Consider the following 19923-nt stretch of genomic DNA (forward strand, 5'->3'; position numbering starts at 1 on the left):
CACCCCCCTCTTCATGCCGTTCCTCGTCTTTCCGGAGAAGCTCCCATGGCCTTGCTCCCCGATCGCTTCAACCCGCGAACCGCTCGCCTTCTGGCGCCCGCGCTCATGGTCCTCGCAGGCTCGCTCAGCGGCTGTGCGTCATTGGGCTCGATCATGTCGCCCTACCCGGAAAAGTTCTCCTGCAAGAACCCCGATCATGGCCAGTGCATCCACCCCGAGGACGCCTACGAGGACGCGCGCGCGGGCCGCAAGGCGCGCTCGGATCCCGCCGTGACCAACGACAGGAAGCTGCTGCGCGATAGCGGCAAGGCTGCCGGCAAGCTGCGCGGCAGTGCCCGCGACGCAGCGGGCGCCTTCGCCGGTTACCGCGACAGCGTCTACCGCGAACTCCAGGGCCTGATCGAGGCCCCGGTAACGCCGATGCTGAAGTCGGGCGAGACCGTGCGCACTCTGATCCTCCCCTATGCCGACCGGCAGCGGCCCGACCGCCTGTTCATGCCGCGCTACGTCTATTCGATCCTTGAACGCCCGACCTGGGTGGTGGGCGGCTATCTCGTAAAGCCCTTATCCCCTGCCGCGCAGCTGCCGGTGCTGGGACAGATCCGCGAAAGGCCTGTCGATGGCATCGCCACCGGCGGCCCAGGGCGTGCTGAAGCTATGCCTGCATCGGAGACTGGCCGATGAGCGCCCGCCCCAACAATGACAGGGACAGGATCGGCGATCTCAGCTTCGCGGCGCTGCGCCGGCAGGTTTCGCGGGACTCTTACTCCGATCACCTGCCACTCGTCGCCTGGGCCGAAGAGGAAGGCGCGTTCCTGACGATCGATGATGGTTGGGGCTACGCCTGGGAACTGACACCCAGCGCCTACATGTTCGCCCACGTACACTCGGCGCTGCTGGGCCTGCTCAACATTCATTTCGAGCCGGGCACGGTGCTGCAGATCATCAGCTTTGCCGATCCGCTCGTCGATGATGCGCTTGATGCCTTCCTTGACCTCAAGACCCGCGATGATCCGCTGATCCAGGCCTCCGCGCGGCGCACTTACGATTACCTGCGCGAAGGCCGGCACGGACTCGGCGCGCTGCACGGCATCCCGGTCAGGAATTTCCGCACCTTCCTGGCGGTCAAGACGCGCAAGCCGCTGGGCCGCGATCCGCGGCGCCAGATCGAGGAACAACTGGCGAGGCTCGGGATCGCGCCGATGCCGCCCGAAGCCCTGATGGCCTTCTACCGCCGCGTCTTCAACGGTGTGTTCACCTCGGCTCCGGGCAACTTCACCAATGGCACCAGCGATGGCAGCGCGCCGCGCCCCTTGCGCAAGCAGATCATCGATGCCGGGCCAGACCTGCTTTTCGAAGGCCCCGAAGTCTTCCTCGGCGGCCAGGTCGCGCGGTGCCTCACGCCCAAAGCGCCCGCCCGGCGCATCACCGCCGAACGTGCAAGCCGGTTGACCGGCGGCATTCGGGGCTCTGCCGAAGACAGCGACCAGATCGGCGGGCCGTTTCTCTACACTCTCAATGTCCTGTTCGATCACAGCGCGTTCGAGATCCACAAGCGCGCGCAGATTCTTTCGGCCCAGAAAGCCGCAGGCTCCTTCGCGGTCGAGGTCGGCAAGCAGATCGAGGAAATCAGCTGGGTGCTCGACGAGGCCGGAAACAGCCGCTTCGTGCGCGTCATTCCCTCGGTCTGGGTCTTCGGCGAGACACGAGGGCAAGCGCGAGAAATGGCCGCGCGCGCAAGGCGCCTGTGGGAAGCCGAGCCCCTCCCCTTCATGATGCAGGAGGAAAGCTACCTCAATCCGATCCTGCTGCCGATGAGCCTGCCCTTCGGGCTCTACCCCGACGGCAAGACGCTGCGCATGCTCGAGCGAGACTTTCGCATGCCGGTCAAGGCCGCCGTGCTCATGAGCCCGATCCAGACCGATTTTCGCGGCGGCGGGCGCCCGGCCCTCCTCTACACTGGCCGCAAGGGCCAGCTCATCACGCTCGATCTCTTCGATCCGCGCATCAACAACTACAACTTCATCGTCTCGGCCGAGTCCGGCGCGGGCAAGAGCTTCCTCCTCAACAACCTGTGCCAGCAGTATTATGCAAGCGGCGCGCTCATCCGGATCATCGATATCGGCGGCTCCTACCGCAAGCTCTGCACCCTGTGCTCGGGCCGGTACATCGATCTGGGCGAGGAACGCCTCGTCCTCAATCCCTTCGATCTTGGCCTTGCGATCGACGGCGAGGACAAGCAGTCGGCGATCGCCATGGCCGTCGCCATCGTTGCCGAAATGGCCAATGCCGCGACCCGCAAGGGCGTTTCCACCTCGGAATGGAATCTCCTGAAGTCCGCTGTCCAGTGGACGATCGATTCCGGCCGCGCCGAACGGGGCATCGATGCGGTGCGAGAATGGCTGGGAAGTTATCCCGCCCACACGCGGACCGATCTCGACAAGGTCGAGCACCTCCTCCCCGTCGCGCGCGAGCTTGCCTTCAACTTGCGCGACTTCGGTTCGGACGGCGCCTACGGCCATTACTTCAACGGGCCATCGACCTTCGATATCTCGAGCGACGAGTTCGTGGTGCTCGAGCTCGAACGCCTCAAGAACATGCCAGACCTCTTCAACGTCGTGGTCATGGTGGTGGTGAACGCGGTCACCCAGGAACTCTACCTCTCGGGCCGCGACCGTCCCCGCTTCGTGCTGTGCGACGAGGCCGCGCAATTCATGACCCGCAGCGACGGCCAGGACCTCTCGCGCCTCGCCGAAGCCTTCGGGCAAGGCTACCGCCGTGCACGCAAGTACCAGGGCAGCTTCGGCATCGTCATGCAGTCGATGAACGACCTCATGCTTTTCGGCGGTACCGGCCAGGTCATTCTCGAAAACGCGGCAACCCGCTTCCTGCTACAGGGTTCGACGTACGAGAAGGCGGTCGAAAACAAGATCCTCGACTACTCGCCTTTCGTGCTCGACCTCCTGAAATCGGTCCGCAACAACAAGCCCAACTACTCCGAAGTCTTCATCGACTCCCCGCTGGGTCTGGGTATCGCGCGGCTCGTCGTCGATCCCTTCAGCTACTGGATCAACACTTCCGCGCCGACCGAAGTCGCCGCCTTCGAGGCGCTCATTCGCCGAGGCCGCTCACCGCTCGAAGCGGTCTGCGAACTTGCAGGGGTCGATCCCGCCGAGATCCTCGGCACCCGCCCGCCGCTCCTTCTCACCGCCGAGGACGAGGAGGCAGCATGATGCGACAGCGCCCCAGCCACCCCGACCAGATGAGCCTCGACTGGAGCAAGGATGTCGAGATCGAGCGGATCATCGAGGCGCGCGTTGCCATTCGCGCCGAGGCCGCGGCCCTGCGCTGGCGCTTCCGGCTGATCCTTGTCGAAAGCGTGATGATGACGGCCCTCGTGCTCGCAGCAGGCTTCACCCTGGGCCAGCCCACGGCGCTGGTACTGCGCGGCGCGTTCCTCGTCGGTATCGCCTGCTTTACGAGCGGCATGCTGCTCATCGTGCTCTCGGGGGTGGCATGCCACCTATCGGAACGCCTGCGTCGCTGGAGGCGCCGGTGATGAGGCCTCCGCCCCCGCGGCACGATCACGTCCGCGCGGTTGCCCTGTTCCAGGCCGCGACCATCGGCGCGCTGGTGCTCGCTTCCGCCCTGCTCGGCGCCACCGCCAAGGCCGCGACCTCGACGATCGGGCGCACATGGCCCATCGCCGAGCCGGATGCCCTCTCGGAAATCGAGGCCCGCACCGCCAGACTCCCTTCTGACATGCGCGGCCAGTTTGGCCCGCGCTCCAGATGGACGGCCATGAAAGCCGCCTCTCTGGCGCCCGCCACCGTCAACCGGACGCGAAATGTGGTTCCCTTCTACTCGCTCGATACCGAAATCCGCCTGCCGGACGGCAAGGTGCTCTACCCCAGGGGCTTCACCTTCAATCCGCTCGACTACGTGACGCTTCCCCAGCGCCTTGTCGTCGTCCGGCCGCGCGATCTCGCCTGGGCTCTCCAGACCGCGCGCTTGACCGATTTCATCCTGCTGGCGGCAGGCGATGCGCGGGATGAGGACGCGATCACGCTGTCCGAGCGCACGGGCCGGCCGATCTTCATTCTAGAAGAGCGCGTGAAGCAGCGCCTCGGCCTTACCGTCGCGCCGGTCGTGGTGCGCCAGCAGGGCAAAAGGCTCGAACTCACCGAAGTCCGCATCGATCGGCGCGGGCACCGAAAGGACGCCACGACTACGTCCGCCCGCGAACGCAGGCCCCAGCCATGAACCACTCACGCATCCGGAACGCGCTTGGAGCAGCCCTGCTTTTCGCTTCAGGCCTTGCAGCGAGTCCGGCCCAGGCATCGTCCTGCCCGGCAGGCACGGTGTTCAATCCGATGACCAAGGTGCGCTGGACCTGCATCTTTCCCATCACGATCGGCGGCGTGCGCGTGGGCAGCACCGACAAGCTCTCGCGCGAGCTCGATGCGCAGTCCTCCTCCAAGCCGCTGTGCGCCTGCCGCAAGGGCGCCACATTCTGGTTCGGGGTAAAGGTAAGCTTCTGGTCGCCCAATCGCATGATCGATGTGGTGACCGAGCCAGGTTGCATGATGGCATTGGGGGCTGATCTGATGCCCACCCATGGCCGCCTCCAGGGCAGCCAGAGCTCGATTTCGGATGGGACGAACACGCGCAAGATGTTCGCGCAGATGCACTACTACATCTCGCCGGTCTGGAAGATGCTCGACATGTTCACCGACCTTCCCTGCCTCGAGGACGACGGCTTCGACGTGGCGATGATCACCGAGGTGCTGCCGACCTGGCAGTCGGGAACGCTTGGCGCGATCATCCAACCCGAGGGCATCCTCTTCGGAAATCCCGCCGCGGGCCTTGCCTGCATGGCCGACAGCGCCGCGGCTGCCGCGGGCAAGGTCATCGATCCCCTGTTCTGGTGCATGGGTTCGTGGGGAGCGACCTACCCGGTCGCGGGCGACATCCATTTCGATGACAGTGTCGAGGCTTGGGCCGGATTGGCGGCGCGCGGCACATTCATGATGGGGCGCCTTGGCGCGCTTACCATTTCCTCGGCCGACGGCTGCTCGTTCATCCCCCAGCCCATCTGGACCAAGAGCCGCTACAAGTATCAGCTCATGGAGCCGGTCAAGGGCGGCAAGTGCGTGAACGTCGGGCGTCCGGGCGCGCTGTGGTCCTCGGGCAAGCATGCGCCGGGGCAGGACAACGCCCAGTTCATGCTCTTCGAGAAAGTCATCTGCTGCGCAGGAGTAAGCACGCCATGAGCGCCTCCCCTGCCCGCATCTCACCCCATCCTCTTTCCGCGCGCGGCCCGGTTCCGCAATGGTCTGCCCGCCACAGCCACGAAGGCTGCCGGGACGCGCGTGGAACAGGAGCGGCCTTGCCTGCCCCCGGGCAGGGTCGCTCCGCCCCCGGCCGGCACGGCTGTCGGCGGATTCCCGGGACGTTCGCCCTCTCAACCGTCCCGGGCTTCGCCGCGGCCATGCCGGCCACCCTTGGCTGTCACACCTCCAGCGGCGCCCGGCCTGCTCCCGGAGGGAGCGGACAATGAGACCCTGGCGATGCCTTGCCGCGAGCACGATCGTGCTGCTGCCTGCCGCCCTCCAGGACCAGAGCGTGGAAGAGCGCGCCCGAACCGCGGCCAGCGCCTCGCGGGCGAAGACCGGGACCAGCGATGTGCTTCTCGATACCTACGTGACGCCCGCCATGAGCGGAGAGGCCGTGACGACGATCGATGGGAGCAAGAGCTTCACGCCGGCCATCGCCTGCCAGAAGAGTGCGAAGCTGCTCGAAGTGCTGATCCAGCCTGCCGCCACCGGCGACATCGGCCTCGTTCGCATCTCGCGCGACACGGACATGGACGGCACGTTCGATTCAAGCTCGAACTTGCCCGTCCCGGTCTCGGGCATCTGCGCCAATGGCCTCCTCTCCTGCGATCCGGGCACCTGGTCCCATTGCCGCGCCTTCCGCTGGGACGTCGATGCGGCAAAGGATCTGAAGCTCACCGAGGTCCAGATGCCCGAACTTGCCGGATGCTATTGCGTCAATGCCAGCTGCGGCAGCAATCTCGTCTTCGGCAACCTGGCGACGGTCCTCAAGGACCTTGGCGGCGGAATGGTCGGCGCGCTCACCACCGCGTTCCCCGCGATCGGCGTCGCCGAGGCGCGGATCAACGGTCCCGTGATCGACTATGTCGGCGCGCTGACCACCAGTTGTACCGGCGGCGATACGGCCGCGGAGACCGCCTACCGCAAGAATCCCACCGCGATCGGCGGCGATGCCTTTGCGCTCAGCTCCTCGAACTCGGTGTTCCAGGCCCTGCAAGGCTCGGCGGCCGGCTCCGGCAAGGCCGAAGTGACCCGCTCATGCACGATCGAGCGGGAGATCACGGTCCGCTCCTGGAGCTTCGACGATGTGCTGGGTGTGTCGGGCGCGGTGCAGTCGGTCACGAGTTGCGGCACCGATTGCCGGCGCTACCGTATCGGTGGCGACGGGAACTGCAGCGATGTGCCGCCGCTTTTCAGCGCGACTATCGATACCCATGCGCCCGACCGCATCGTCTCGGCCCGCGTCGTCGGCCTTGGCGCCGACGACTGGGTCCAGGGCCGCGTCAACGGCCAAATCATTGGCTCGGCCGGCAAACGCCCCTGGCTCACCGATGGCCTGCCGACAGGCGATTGCCGCCAGGGCGGCAGCGATCCTTATGTCCCGCTCGATATCGATATTGCCCCCGCCCTCAAGGCCGGTTCGACCACTGTTGCCGCAAGGGTGCGCGGCGGCGGCGATGGCCGCCAGGGCTACATCGACATCGAGATCACCGCGAAAACGGGATGCGATGTGAGCGAGCGGCTGATTGACTTGTGCGCCGCCAATGCCGCCGACGATACATGCCGTCTCTACAATGAGTCGGACGATGGGGTGGCTACGGTCGTGAACGGGGTCGGCACCGGCCTTCGCCCCCTTGCCGGGACCCGCCTGTTCGGGACCGGCGCCTGCACCTTCCAGTTCGCCCGCGACTTCTTCAGCCGCGAGCGGCAATACCGCTGCATCGTCGATAGCGCAGCCCTACCCGAACCCGACCTCAGCCGCGGCGCTTACGTCATCGACCACTCGACCAAGACCCTGCTCGCCGATCGCCAAACCGCCTCCGATGGCACGGCCACGACCTCGACGCGGCCCTTCAGCCTGCCGGACCGGGGCTCGGTGCCGACGTGCGAAGCGATCTGCAAGACGCGCGCGCCACGCGCCAACACCGACGCGGCGCCAGCCGGTGTCGTTGGCGCCAGGCAGAACGATCCCGCCGGCTACGACACCTTCTACCACGTCTGCGACAGCGCCAACGCCTGCCCCCCAGGCCCCGGTGAAGAGATTGTAAGCGCCTGCGGTTGCCTTGATGATTTTCCCGAGGCCGTGGTCATGATGCAGACCGTCCGGCTCGCGGGCGCGGACATGGTCTGCACGAGCGCTGCGCGATGAGAACCTCCCGCCTTCTCCTTGCGCTCATGGCTGGCGCAAGCTTTGCCGTTACGGCGCCTGCCCATGCCGATGCGCTCTGCGCCGCCGATCTCGACGGCAACGGCGATGCCGCCGCGCCCGGCGAAACCGCCAGCTGCCTTGCGACCACCAGCGAAACCTGGCTCTGCCCGATCGAAGCGGTGAACTGTGTAGCGGGCACCGATGGCTCCTACGTCTGCCCGCTCGGGGACCAGTTCGCTTGCGAAACCCCTGCCTCAAGCGGCACTCCCGCCTGTTCGCCCCACGCCTGCCTTGACACCGATGCAACGCCGATCGCCGAGGAACCGGCCATGAACGATCCGGGCGTTCCGGCCGATGGGGAGCTCGATACGGAGGGAAACTGTACCGCTAGAATCGAGATCTTTTCCGGCCGCGCCATGCGCTGCCGCCCACCGGGACTTTCCGACACCTTCCAGAACTGCTGCAAGGACAAGGGCAAGATCGTGAAGGACGGCATGGGCTCGTCCGTCGCCTCGATCGGCACCAAGATCGCCGTCGCCAAGGGCGTCTTCACCGGGATGAAGGCCGCCTACACCGCCTTCCAGGCCGGGGCCACGGCCAGCGAAGCGGCGAGTGCAGGGGCGAACGCGCTTATCGTCGGGATCGATCCGACCTCGATCGCGATCAGCCTGGCCCTCAATTTCATGATCGAGGTCTTGCTCGCCGGCTGCGACCAGGAAGACATGGAAACCGGCATGTTGCGCGGCTCGGACATGTGCCACGAAGTCGGGACCTATTGCTCCTCCAGGATCCTGGGCATTTGCGTCCAGAAGGCGAAGGGCCACTGCTGTTTCAATACCAGGCTCGGGCGCATCATCCAGGAACAGGGCCGCCCCCAGCTTATCGCATTCAGCGAAATTGGCTGGGGCACGCCGAAAAACCCCTACTGCCGGGGCTTCACCCCAGAAGAGTTCCAGGCCCTCGATTTCTCGAAGATGGACCTCTCCGAATACTACTCGGACATCGAAGCCCGCACCCAGAGCCAAATTCAAATCGATATGGAGGAAAGGATCAATGCCTACTTCCAGCCCTGAGCCCATTACGGATTTGACTGATACCGGGCTGCGAACGGGCGCGCTCTGCGCTTCCGGTGCTCACGTACTGGAAGTACGCTGCGCGCCGGTTCTCGAACACACCCATTCTCGCTCCGGTCTGAGCCAAATCCGCAATGGGCGCACCCTCGCGTTGTTAGTCCTGTCGCTTTTCGTCCCTACCTGCCCTGCGCAGTCTCAAGAGGCTTTGGCCAATGAGGCCCCAAGCACTGGAAGTCCGGTCGCGCAGCAGGGCAGCTCAGCCATGGACCGCCTTAAGGAGTCCGTGAACCGGCAGAAGACGGACACCGTATCGGGACCAACCGCGCTCCCGGACCTGCCCGACGAACAGAGGCGCCGGGCATTCGATGGTCTGCGGGCGCGGACACCTTCGCCGGAACTGGAGACGCGGGCGCGTGCGGGGCTCGAGAAGGCGCGCGAGGGTGTGGCGACCGAGCGCGAGGCCATGGCCAGGCGCATGGCGCAGGCGCTCGGGCTCGATGCGCCCGGTGTGATGCCTCTGGCCCAGGCGGGGCCATCACCCGCGGCCAAAGGCTGGGTGCCGGTGCTGTTCGCTTCGTCGTCCATGCCGGTTGCTGTGTTGCGCACTTACGCAGGCCAGCTCGAGAAAGCAGGCGGGGCCATGGCGTTTCGGGGGATGCCGGGCGGGCTGACGCATGTCGCGCCGATGGCGAAACTCTCGGCGCAAATCCTGCGCGTCGATCCGGGCTGCGAAGGACCGGCCTGCGCGATGCGCGATGTCCAGATCATCGTCGATCCGCTGGTGTTCCGCCAGCATGGCGTAACGCGGGTGCCCGCGTTGGCGATGATCCCCGGAGATCCGGCGCAGCCCTATTGCGAACGCGACGACAACACGCCGGTGAGCCCGCATGTCATCTACGGCGATGCGGCTCTTTCCGGAATGCTCGGCGAATACGCTCGCCTTGGCGGCAGACAGGAGGTGCGCGATGCTGCGGCTCGCCTGGAAAACCGCTAAGAGCACCTGGCCTGCATTGCGGGACCTGCCGCTGCGTGCCGCCGTGGCGCTGGGAAGCGCGGGGCTCGGCGAACCCGTGCGCCCGGCCCGGCTCTGGAAAGCCTACGCTATCGTCCTTCCGGCAGGGTTCCTCGCCTGGTGGGCCATCCCGCAGGTCACCTGGGTCATGAGCCCCTCGATCCCCGCCATCGCGGTGCGCGCCGATCCCGGTCCCATACGCAAGGGAGACTTCGTCATGTTCACCCTCTCGCATCCGCTCGCGGGGCCGGAACCTGTCAGCGTGACCAAGGAAGCGCTGTGCCTGCCGGGCGAGAGGATCACCATGGTCGAGAGGCCCTCGATGCACCCTGGAACGCGCGATGGCTGGTACTACTGCAACGGAAAACTGCTCGGCATTTCCAAGCCTCTGGGCCGCAATGGGCAGACGCTCACCCACTGGCATCCGGAAGGCCCCGTCATTCCGGCCGGCATGGTCTATGTCGGCTCGCCCCATCCCGATGGCTTCGACAGCCGCTACTACGGACCGGTGGCGATTCTGCGCCTCACCCGGATGAGGAAAGTGCTGTGAGGGGCCCAGGCATCGTGTGCACTGCCGCGATGACGGCTGCCCTGGCCCTCAACAAGCCCCATCCCGCCCTCGCACAATCGGGCGCCAGTCTTCCCGAGGTCAAGCACGGCTACTGGTGGTATGCGCCACCTCCCAAAGCGGAACCGAATAGAACGGACGAAGTCAATCCGCTCGTCAAACCCGTGATTCCGCCCATGGCAGAGCTCGCGGCATGGACACCGCCCCGCATTCGCAAGCTGATCGAGGACCAGCGCGACTATGCCGCGACCGCGCTTACGGTCGATGCCGTCGCCGATTTCTGGCGTCTTGAGGATTTCGCCCGCCGCAAGGCCCGCGCCTTCGCCGGGCTCACCCAGATTGCCATGCTGCAAAACCCGGCGCTGAACTCAAAGTCAGCCAACCCGATGGTAGGCGATGCAAGGGCCGAGCTTACCGCGCACAAGGATGACGTCCGCCAGCGCTACTTGCGCGCGCATGCCAATGAATTCGCGCTCGTCATGTTCTCGCGCACGACCTGCGGTTACTGCCGTGTGCAGTGGCCGATCGTCCAGCGCTTCCAGGACGAAATAGGCTGGCAGGTCACGTTGATGGACCTCGACAGGCGTCCGGACCTCGGAGCGCGCTACGGGGTCGAAGTGACACCCACCACCATGATCATTCGCAGGAACAGCCACCAGCGAATGGTCATTGCCGCCGGGATCGAGGCCTATCCCAACCTTGCCCAGATGGCCTACCAGGCCGTGAAGCTGCTGACAGGCGACATCCGGCCCGAACAGTTCATGACGGGCGCGGGCGAAGAAGGCGGCTTCTTCGATGCCCTTTCCGCGGGCCCAATCGCGGCGAGCGATCCGCGAGCGCTGTCCCGGGATAGAAGGATCGGAGATGAATCCACTCCTTTTGGGCCTCGCCAATGAAGCAAGCCATTCGCTTTCTGGTCACGGTCATGGCCGCAACCTGCCTGGCCGCACTTGGATCTTCCGGTTGGGCCCGGCCGGCGACGCGCGAGGATGCGAGGGCAGCGGCAATTCATCCGGTCTCCAGCACCGCCCAAATGCGGGCCTGGCTTGCGCGTGTACCGGTTACCCGCGACTTTCCTCCCGACTTTGCCGTTTCCCTGCGCGCCTTCGCGCCCGCCTTCGTCATCGAAATGAGCACCGCGCCGGGGTGTGTGCCTTGCGCCGACCTGTGGACCCGGCTCGGCATGCTGCGCCAGCACTATGGCTGGCAGGTCCGTACGATATCGCGCGAGGACGCCCTGCTGCGCTCTGGCCGGCTTGGCCTGCCCTGGGTCGGCCATCCCGTTGCCTGGGTACGGCCGCTCGATGCCCCAAACCGCACCGTTCCGATCGCGATCGGCACCGATCATGCGCCGAACCTGGCGCGTAATGCCTGGCTTGCCGCGCGCATGCTGACCGGGGTGCGCGCTGAGGTGGGCGTACGCGCACTGTCCAAATTCACCGGGATCGTGGGTGCAAGCCCGATATCCCGCATCCATCGCTGAAGAGACCGTTCATGGCGGGCAGGCCCCTTCCCCTATCGGCACGAACAGAAAGACGCCCGCCATGGCCAAGTGCTTCTCCCGCCTCAACCTTGCAGCAGCCTTGCTGCTCGCCTCGTGCGCGGCAAGCGCGCCAGCCCAGGCCCAGAGCTGGGCAGAGACCTGGTTCGACAACGTCACCTACACAAGCCCCGGCAGCTTCGAGGACCAGACACGCGGCTATGTGACCGCCGGTGGCATGTCGGGCCGGGTCGATGTTCATAGCGACTACCTGACCAGCCTGACCCTCCCCAAGATCAAGGCGGGCTGCGGCGGCATCGACATGTTCCTGGGCGGTATGTCCTTCCTCGACCCCGACTACCTCGTCCAGAAACTGGAAAGCATCCTCCAAGCCGCACCCGCCGTCGCCTTCCAGTACCTCCTCGAAACCCTGGACGAGAAGATGGGCAACATCATCTCCAAGATGGAAGCGGCAACCAACTTCCTGAACTCGATCCAGGTGAACGACTGCCGCCTTGCCAACCGCATGGTCCAGATCGCCAAAGGCGATGAGAACATGTCGGGCATCATCGAGGAGATGACCGGCTACAAGTCGGTGAAGGAAGGCTTTGCCAAGAGCTACCAGCAGAGCCGTGAGAAGATCGAGGCCAATGCCAACAACCCCACCGAGGACCTGAAGGACGCGCTCGCCAACTGCCCGGCCGAGGTCACCGAGATCTTCCGTACCGGATCGCTGCTGTCCCATGCCGCGACCCGCGTCGGCGCAGGCGACTGGGCGAGCGTGATGCGTGCGCGGGTGGGCGACGTCTACATGCGCTGGGACGCAGCCGACAAGGTCCCGCTCTTCTCGGCGATCCCGGCGTGCCCGCATCAGGATACCGAAAGCGTCGAGGATTTCCTGACTGGCAAGGTCCAGCGCCGTGCACTCAACATTCCGGCGACCGCTGCCGACTGCTCGGCAGGAACCGGCAAGGGCGCTCTCGAACTGGCGCGCGAACGCATGGAAGCGATCGCTGGCAAGATCAGGTCGCGTAGCGCCCTCACGGCTGACGAGCGCCAGTTCGTCGCCAATATCCGCACCTTGCCCGTCTACCGCTTGCTCGAATGGGGTGTGCGCCAGGGTGTTCCGGACTCTGTGATCGCCGATACCGACGAACTGGTTGCCCTCACCCTCGCCTACCAGATGCTCAATGACCTGACCCGCAGCATCGACTTTGCCGTTTCCAACGCCGAGCGCGGAGCCAATGCAGCAGGAGTGGCCGATGCCGCCAACACCAACTTGTGCCAGACCCGCATTCTCACCAAGGGCATCGAGCAGCTTCGAGGCCTGCGCGAGGAAGTGCTGCGCCAGCGCGCGCAGATGCGCCAGAGCTACATGGCAGCGCTCGACGCCGCCAATCTCTCGGCCAATTACGCCGGGCTCATCCGCCAGCGCGACCGCGATGCGCGCGATGCCGTCGGCGCCGCTACGGCCCCTGGCCGGTGAGCGACGCCATGATCCGCACCATCCGCGCAGCCTTGGGTCTTATCCTCACCTTGGCCATCAGCCTGATCGCGACGCCAGCCCTGGCCGTCGACACCAGCTTCTACACTTACGACGGCTTTGCCGAGACGGTGGATGCATTCCGGCTCGTCTCGATGATCTTTGCCGACCCGCGCTACGAAACGCTGGTCGTAATCATTGCCGTGGTCGGCATTGCGCTCGGCGCCGTGATCGCCAGCGTGCGGGGACAAGGTATGGGCCTTGTTGCTTTCGGCTTCCAGATCCTGGTCGGCGTCGGGCTCTTCGTGGGGCTGATTGCCACGACCGGCACCGTCCATGTCTACGACAAGGTGCGCAACGCCTACCAGCCGGTGGGCGATGTGCCCAACCTCCTCGTCCTGGTGGCAGGCGTCACCAACCTGATGGAGCGCTCGCTCGCCGAAACCATCGACGACAATACACTCGATCCCAATGCCAAGCTCGAGTTTGGCGCGGGCGGGCACAGCTTCGACCTCTTCCTCAATGCGGTATCCCCAAACGGCCCCATGACCGACAGCTTCCTCGATGCAACGATCAAGGACTACCTGCGCCAGTGTTATCCGGTGGCGCGCGTATCGGCATCCTACCCTGTCGACGACGACCAGCTGTTCCGCACAGCAACCGACCTCCCGGCTACTTTTGCGGCCATGGCTGGGCCATCGACATTCAGCACGGTCTATACCGCCGCCGACAAGGGCGGCACTACGGTCAGTTGCACCGAGGCCTGGGATCATATCCAGGCCCGGCTGTCCGATCCCGCCCTGTTCGACGATTACACCCGGCAGGTCTGTCAGAGAACGGGTTACGACATAGCCGATGCGGCTCAGCTTGCCCGTTGCCGCTCGCGCCTTGGCGACATGGGGCAAATGATGATGGGAACGCCGCTTGTCCTTCAGGCCTTCATGAGCGATGTGCTGCTCGGCAATGCAGTGGGCGACGTGCTTTTCGAGGACAGTCCTGCAGCAGCGGCAAGGGTCATGGCCAACCGGGCGATTGTCTCGAATGGCCTTGCGACCATGTCTGTCGCCAACGAGTGGATGCCGACGATCCGGGCCACTGTCTTTGCCATCATGCTCTTCATGGTGCCGATTGCTCTGCTCTTCGTGCTGACCCCCATAAACTTGAGGGTGGCGAGCTTTGCGATTGGGCTCTTCGTCTTCGTCGCCCTGTGGGGTGTGATCGATGCCGGGATCTATCAGCTGACGCTGGGCCGGGCGATGGAAGTCCTCGCGCAGATGCGCAGCAACGCGGTTGCCGCCAATGCCTGGATGCTGGCGCCCTCGGCTGCCATGAAGGCTCTCGCCATCTTCGGCACCTTCCGCACGGCGGCGGCAGGATTGGCTGGCGCCTTCGTCTTCACCGTGTTCCGTTTCTCCGGAAACGTGTTTTCCAGCTTCACCGGCGGCGCGCTCCAGGCCCAGGGGCTGGGCTCTGCAGCAGCAGCCCCTATGGCGACACGCGAAGGCTATGCCTCCGCCCTCGAGTCCCAGGCGTCTGCCAGTGGTACAATGGCAAGGCGCAGCGCGACCTCGAGCTTTGGTGATTTTGGCGAACGCTCCACGTTCGGGGCGAACCGGTCGTTCGGCGCGGCGGACACGGTCCTTGGCGAAGCGAACAGCGGCATGCCCGGTGTCCCCGCCTTCGGAATGGGTGCGGTCGATGCATCCCGCGAGCTTGGCGGTATCGCCCCTGCCCTTGGCAGCCGCAGTCTCGCAGACCCGGCGGTAGCGCGCGCGGTGCGTGCCAATGCGACGACCGCGGCGATCCACAACTTTGCCGAAAAAGATGCCCTGCGCAGCCTTGGCACCGGGTACTTTGGAGCGGGCCAATCAGGTGAAAAGGCCTTCGCCGCCTTCGCGCAGAACATGGTGCAATGGAAGGCCTTCGGCGATGAGCGCGCCTATTCGATGATGTTCCAGGGTGCGGCCCGGCATTTTGAGCGCGGCGGCTATTCAAAGGCCGACGCAGAACTGAAGGCCACCGGCGTGATCGGTGAGGCCGGAGCCGATCCTACCTTCGCCAAGCTCATCGCCAATGCCTACGAGCAGGAGCAGATGCTGCAGAACGATCTGACCGGCGCGCAGGTCCAGGTTGGCGCCATGCAGGGTCGGCGCGATTACGCGGGTGATCGCGTGGCTGAAGTGGAGCGCGGCAATGTCGCGACCGAGCAGGCCTGGAGAACGGGGAACAACGAAGGTCAGCGCACCGCCGCTTCCATGCTCGGTCTCCCTCTCGATGAAACCAGCCGCCGCATCGCGTTCATCAATGCCCTCTCGGGCGAGGCACGCTCCTCCGCCATCACCCAACTCTCCCGCGCTAATGGCCGGAATGAGGCTCAGGTCTTGCACGCCCTGGAAACCTACAATGCTGCTGTATCGGTCGGGACGGCGGACGGAGCGAGCGCCGAGGCCGCGCGCGAAGGGACTAGCATCTACGGCCGCACCCGCGAAGCGGCAGGCTACGACTTTGCCGAGCGGTCCGGGAAGCTTGATGCTCAGCGGGAGGTGGGAACTGGCGGAACCCGCAGCGCAGCACGCATTGGCGAGCAGCGGCGGCAGGCGGAAAATTTTGGCTACGCCGAGGGCGCAGCTGCAGCTGGAACCTCGGTACGGCAAGCAGCCCGGCTCGACAGCTTCATCCAGGCGCTGCGGCAGACCTCGGGCAATCAGGTCGACATGGCCGAAGGCGGCGCTGATGGTATCGCTGACCGTGCTCGCAACGAACGCCTCACCCGCATCGTCGATAACGAACGGCTCACCCGTATGCAGAAACTGCTTAGCGATCACGGCATCAAGCTTACCAAACGGCAGATCGCGATGGACCAGAACGGGGATTTCAGTGTCAATCTCACGTCCCGGACGGCTGCGGCTATGTGGCGCGGCGGTCTCATCAACGAGAGCCAGCTTGGCGCGATCGCCAACGGTGGGACAGCCCGCTTTTCCTTTGCGCACGACGATGTGCTGGTTTCCAGCAGCACCGGCTTCAGCCAGTCGGCGCGCAGCGATACCAGCTCGCGCTTCGAGGCTGGCAAACAGGCTGGGCCGGACACGATTGAGCATTTCCTTGGCGGCGGGAAGGAAGGCCATGCCGCGATGGCAAACTGGCTGCGCGGCGGGTTCGAAATGGATCGGCATGGAAACTGGCGCTTAAAGCCGCAGGTGGCCGATACGCTGCAGCGGGATGTTCAGGCCATCATGGCGCAGACAGGGTGGACCAGAAGTATTGCGCGCCGAGCAGAAGACAGCAACTCGATGGGCACCACAGTGGGCGGTTCAGTAGCTGCATCGGTGTTAAAGGGCGGTCAGACAACCGCTAGCACAAGAAACAAACCGTCCTCCCACAGATCTGTCGGCGGCAGTGCATCTGGATCCCTTGGCTTCGAAAGTGCCGATCGTGGCACAACGTCAGAAACTGCAAATGCCAACATTGATGTTGTGAACTTCGAGGTTCGCGAAGCTATTGCAGGTGCTGAACGCGCCGCGTCCCGTTCAAACAGCCCCGCCGATACCTTTTCGAAGGAACTGAGCCGTCAAATTCTCGGGGAACGCGGCCTACGCAATCGCTATCTTGAGCAAGCAGATGCAGGCCGGGGGACTGCAGATGTTACCGGCCCGCTGACCTCGATCGAACAATCTTCAATTTTGCGCACGGGGCGTTTTTCAAACGATTTGCAGAATGGGCCGTTTGACGGGGACCCGAGCTTCAAAGAACGAAAGGACGACTAGCGGCCATCATCATCCGTTTTCGCGATGTCGCCAATAGAGTGCGCCTGATCGCGGATCGAGCGGATCGCTGTAGGGATCACGCAAGCCCCCAACTGATCGTCGTGGGAACATCTCTTCCTGCGTCGGTTCAACGAATTCCCAATCGCTCGCGGCAAACCGTGCCTGTGCGAAGCCGATCCCGAGAATGAGCAGTGCCGTCATCGGAAAGAACAGAATGTTCAGGTAACCGGCGAGCGCGCTGGTGTAGAAGCCTTCTAGCGATGGCACATAGAACGACGCGCATTTACCCGCCCAGTAGACGGCAATGCCTGCCCACCACAGTTTTGCATGCCATGGCCGCCACAGCCAAGCGGACGCTTTTGGCTTGGAAGTGCCATTAGTCGCGTGATTTTCCGTGGTGTTGCTCGGATCGTTTTCGGGTTCCACAGGGGGATCCTTTCCTCCTGCGATCCTACCATCAATGAGCCGCAGCGAAAACCCGATGCCGAACGTTTGAGCCTGCAATTCCTGCCACATGACCGCTCCTCCTGCGCAATGGCATTTCGCGGCGCCCTCCCTTCCCTCCTGATATTCCGCCAGTCTGCTTTGAGCGGCTCGAAAAGAGCATTAGGGGCAGGTAGAACCCCTGGTGGGCAGACCGATTGCACGAATCTCGAGGGCAAATCGTTCGTGGTCCAGTCCGGCTCAACCGCCAAGTTCTGCAATTGCACGCTCAATCAACTCGCGGCTGATCTCTTGCGCGGAACCGGCAAGGTGCCAGGTCGTTTCGCGGGCCATCAATTGGGCATTGATCGCCGCAACAGCCGCGGGCACGGCCTATTCGATCGTGCCAAGCGCGTTTCGGCAGCGTTCCAGTCCACATTGACGGAGCGCGCCAACGACGTAATCAGCGCTGTATTGTTCGGCGACGGCAGCAAGGTCGAAGAGGACCGGCCATTCGCTTGGCCGACCGGCTGCCACGCAATCAGGTTGTCAATGGCAGCGTGTAACCGGACAGCTTTGCAAACAGCCCTGCTACGCTGTTCGCCTGCGTCTCATCCACACCCATGTCCTTCAAAAACTGCTTCTGAATGGAACCCGGCACTTCGGAAAAGAATGCAAACACCGGAGCACTGAATTCGCTTGCGCTCTTGGGATCGACGAGCATCGCGGCGAGCTGATGCGCGGGCACAGCCGCCCCATAGGGAGCGTTGACCGTCGTCATCACTTGTGCAGCCACATGTTCCATCGTCAAACTCGATCAGGATCCCGCTCGGGATCGTCTTCCTGATGTAGCTGGTAAACCTTATGAAAACAACGTCCGCGACCGCCAGCAGCTAGCCGGCAACCACGCCCATCGCGACCGCCCCCGCTAGTGGCAGCGTGTCGTCATGCGCACTCTCTTCCCTTCGCAGCGGCACCATCGAGGTGTCGTCTGTGAGGGCTATCACCGCCCACGGTTCCCGCGTAGATCATGATGACGGCAACAATCGCGGGCAGGAGCATGGCTGGTAGCGCAATCGCAGCCGAAGCTTCGTAGATGTCAGCGATGACAAAAGTGCGGCCTGCTACGCTTGTCATGCCGGCCGGAGCGCTCCACCAGCGAAGTACATAACTCAGCCCCAGCCCTGCCCAGATCACCGGGGAAACGAGCAAATAACTGCGCGTCTTGGCAAGCGGCGCTTCCGGCCACTTTCGTTCTGCCAGCGCAACGAGTTGGAACGCCGCCCACCCTGTCAGGAGCCACCCAAGGAAATTGGAAAGCGGCACGCCGAACAGGCCACTGGGAGTCCGGTAGCTGTGCGTGTGCAGTATGGTTGCTCCTATCGCATCCCATGGATAGTCGTAGCCAACCAACACGAAACTGCCTGCGATCGGCGCAGCGAGCAGATAAAGACGGTTGTGGACGGCCAACGGGCCTAGCATCGCTTTTGTCAGCACCCAAGCCAGCCAACCATAGACCGAGTAGCCGAGCAGGACGGCAATCGGTACTTTCAACGGGCGGGGCCCCGGAGTGTGATGGGTAAAGAAGCCGAACGGGAAGCCTGTGGCAATGCTGGTCGCCTCAAAAGCGAAGCTGACTACGCCTAGTATGACGAAAAACACAATCGCTCCGCGCCATCCGCGTGCGATCGAACCCTGGACGAATAGCAAAATCAACAGCAACAGGAATTGGAGACCAGCTGCGAAAGTCCCGGGCAATGAGCCCGGATCGAGGCTAGACCATGCAATGCAGCCTAACCAACCAATGGCAAGGACCCAGGATATTTTGAGCCGGACAATGCCGGAAGCGGCGTGCTCAGAAGAGATTGTAGTGTTCATAACGTTCAGTATATACTGAACGTTATGAACACGCCATATTCTTTTCCGGCCGCATGTTGCAGCGTCTGGTTACAAATCCCCGCGATCGAGCATCGCCAGCGTCTCAATGCATTGCTCGTTAGCACGGGAGAGAATTCCGAGCAGCGTCAAAAGGCGCGTTCGCGCGGCAGGCGGAAGGCCGCTTCCTGTGGCAAGTACAGCCTCAACATGAGAGCGTGCCCTGCGATCCCGCTTCATTTGCCATTCGATCTGGCGGTGCCACACATCCGCAGGCACTTGAAACCAATCTTGCCGTCCAGGCCCAGTTTCGGGCGCGACACGTTCGATCAGGCCCATTTCGATCAGGAGCCTCGTGTTACTGCTTACCCCGCCTCGGCTCACCGACAATCGCTCGGCGAGATCTCCAAAACTGACCGGCACATCGCTCACGAGCAGAAGCCCGAAGATGCGCCCTGCTGTACGGGGCAGCCCTTCCTCTTCGGTCATCAACCCAAGGTTGTCTGCCAAGGCTACAAGAGCAGTCGAAGTTTCGCGTTCAGCCATGGCTGAACGATAGGCCAGTCCAGTTGCTCCCGCAAACCGTCTTGTTTCTTTGCATCGACAACACCCGCTCACCCGCGGCCTGCCGGCCGGTACAGATGAAGTGCAGAGAGCTTACCAATGAATATTCCCTCATTGCGAAAGTGGCGTCACCAAAGAGAAGCATGCCCCGTCAGCTAGTGCCTCGATCTGCCGCAGCAGGGATGGCCCTGAAAGA

The 19923-nt window shown here is 64.0% G+C and carries 18 protein-coding genes; 13 read left to right on the forward strand and 5 right to left on the reverse strand.

The features are described from left to right. The first annotated feature begins 45 nt into the window (after window positions 1-45). The 13 genes from LK12_RS22790 to LK12_RS22850 all read left to right on the forward strand — a co-directional run bounded on the left by LK12_RS22790 (window position 46) and on the right by LK12_RS22850 (window position 16865). Window positions 46-684 carry a TraV family lipoprotein gene (locus LK12_RS22790; RefSeq protein WP_039290330.1) on the forward strand — a complete coding sequence of 213 codons (639 nt, stop codon included), beginning with the start codon at window positions 46-48 and terminating at the stop codon, window positions 682-684. Then, on the forward strand, window positions 681-3233 hold the full coding sequence (locus LK12_RS22795) for a TraC family protein (protein WP_052223742.1): 2553 nt from the start codon (window positions 681-683) through the stop codon (window positions 3231-3233). Before LK12_RS22790 ends, LK12_RS22795 begins: the two co-directional genes overlap by 4 nt. Next, window positions 3230-3559 (forward strand): hypothetical protein, encoded by a 330-nt coding sequence (locus LK12_RS22800; RefSeq protein ID WP_039290332.1) that lies wholly within the window; start codon window positions 3230-3232, stop codon window positions 3557-3559. Before LK12_RS22795 ends, LK12_RS22800 begins: the two co-directional genes overlap by 4 nt. Then, window positions 3559-4263, forward strand: a complete 705-nt coding sequence (locus LK12_RS22805) for a conjugal transfer protein TraW (RefSeq protein ID WP_039290335.1) — start codon at window positions 3559-3561, stop codon at window positions 4261-4263. The genes LK12_RS22800 and LK12_RS22805 overlap by 1 nt, the downstream gene beginning before the upstream one ends. Then, window positions 4260-5273 (forward strand): TraU family protein, encoded by a 1014-nt coding sequence (locus LK12_RS22810; RefSeq protein WP_039290338.1) that lies wholly within the window; start codon window positions 4260-4262, stop codon window positions 5271-5273. The genes LK12_RS22805 and LK12_RS22810 overlap by 4 nt, the downstream gene beginning before the upstream one ends. A 283-nt stretch (window positions 5274-5556) precedes the next feature. Further along, window positions 5557-7485 (forward strand): hypothetical protein, encoded by a 1929-nt coding sequence (locus tag LK12_RS22815; RefSeq protein WP_039290341.1) that lies wholly within the window; start codon window positions 5557-5559, stop codon window positions 7483-7485. Then, window positions 7482-8558, forward strand: coding sequence for a conjugal transfer protein TraN (gene traN / locus LK12_RS22820; protein ID WP_039290344.1), 1077 nt, complete (start codon window positions 7482-7484; stop codon window positions 8556-8558). The genes LK12_RS22815 and traN overlap by 4 nt, the downstream gene beginning before the upstream one ends. A 283-nt stretch (window positions 8559-8841) precedes the next feature. After that, window positions 8842-9552: a type-F conjugative transfer system pilin assembly protein TrbC gene (locus LK12_RS22825; RefSeq protein ID WP_331454162.1), complete on the forward strand. Its 711-nt coding sequence runs from the start codon at window positions 8842-8844 to the stop codon at window positions 9550-9552. Then, window positions 9524-10120 (forward strand): S26 family signal peptidase, encoded by a 597-nt coding sequence (locus LK12_RS22830; RefSeq protein WP_039290348.1) that lies wholly within the window; start codon window positions 9524-9526, stop codon window positions 10118-10120. Before LK12_RS22825 ends, LK12_RS22830 begins: the two co-directional genes overlap by 29 nt. A 29-nt stretch (window positions 10121-10149) precedes the next feature. Continuing rightward, window positions 10150-11034 (forward strand): conjugal transfer protein TraF, encoded by an 885-nt coding sequence (locus LK12_RS22835; RefSeq protein ID WP_039290515.1) that lies wholly within the window; start codon window positions 10150-10152, stop codon window positions 11032-11034. After that, window positions 11031-11621 carry a hypothetical protein gene (locus tag LK12_RS22840; protein WP_039290351.1) on the forward strand — a complete coding sequence of 197 codons (591 nt, stop codon included), beginning with the start codon at window positions 11031-11033 and terminating at the stop codon, window positions 11619-11621. Before LK12_RS22835 ends, LK12_RS22840 begins: the two co-directional genes overlap by 4 nt. Window positions 11622-11682: 61 nt before the next feature. Further along, the gene (locus LK12_RS22845; protein ID WP_039290352.1) at window positions 11683-13104 is read left to right on the forward strand and encodes a conjugal transfer protein TraH; all 1422 of its coding nucleotides are present in this window, start codon (window positions 11683-11685) and stop codon (window positions 13102-13104) included. 8 nt (window positions 13105-13112) lie between these two features. Next, window positions 13113-16865 carry a conjugal transfer protein TraG N-terminal domain-containing protein gene (locus LK12_RS22850; RefSeq protein ID WP_039290355.1) on the forward strand — a complete coding sequence of 1251 codons (3753 nt, stop codon included), beginning with the start codon at window positions 13113-13115 and terminating at the stop codon, window positions 16863-16865. Window positions 16866-16874: 9 nt separating this feature from the next. Here LK12_RS22850 and LK12_RS22855 read toward each other — a convergent pair whose 3' ends face one another. From LK12_RS22855 to LK12_RS24085, 5 genes are all read right to left on the reverse strand, one after another. Then, on the reverse strand, window positions 16875-17381 hold the full coding sequence (locus tag LK12_RS22855; protein WP_052223743.1) for a hypothetical protein: 507 nt from the start codon (window positions 17379-17381) through the stop codon (window positions 16875-16877). A 168-nt stretch (window positions 17382-17549) separates the two neighbouring features. Next, the gene (locus tag LK12_RS25320; protein ID WP_269430676.1) at window positions 17550-17678 is read right to left on the reverse strand and encodes a hypothetical protein; all 129 of its coding nucleotides are present in this window, start codon (window positions 17676-17678) and stop codon (window positions 17550-17552) included. A gap of 151 nt (window positions 17679-17829) precedes the next feature. Next, window positions 17830-18069 carry a hypothetical protein gene (locus LK12_RS22860; RefSeq protein ID WP_231568459.1) on the reverse strand — a complete coding sequence of 80 codons (240 nt, stop codon included), beginning with the start codon at window positions 18067-18069 and terminating at the stop codon, window positions 17830-17832. Window positions 18070-18233: 164 nt separating this feature from the next. Continuing rightward, entirely contained in the window at window positions 18234-19010 is a 777-nt protein-coding gene (locus LK12_RS22865; RefSeq protein ID WP_197063637.1) for a carotenoid biosynthesis protein, read from the reverse strand. A gap of 225 nt (window positions 19011-19235) precedes the next feature. Further along, window positions 19236-19709 (reverse strand): GbsR/MarR family transcriptional regulator, encoded by a 474-nt coding sequence (locus tag LK12_RS24085; RefSeq protein WP_052223745.1) that lies wholly within the window; start codon window positions 19707-19709, stop codon window positions 19236-19238. Between the last annotated feature and the right edge of the window lie 214 nt (window positions 19710-19923).

This window comes from Novosphingobium malaysiense, assembly GCF_000802225.1.
GTDB classification, from domain to species: domain Bacteria; phylum Pseudomonadota; class Alphaproteobacteria; order Sphingomonadales; family Sphingomonadaceae; genus Novosphingobium; species Novosphingobium malaysiense.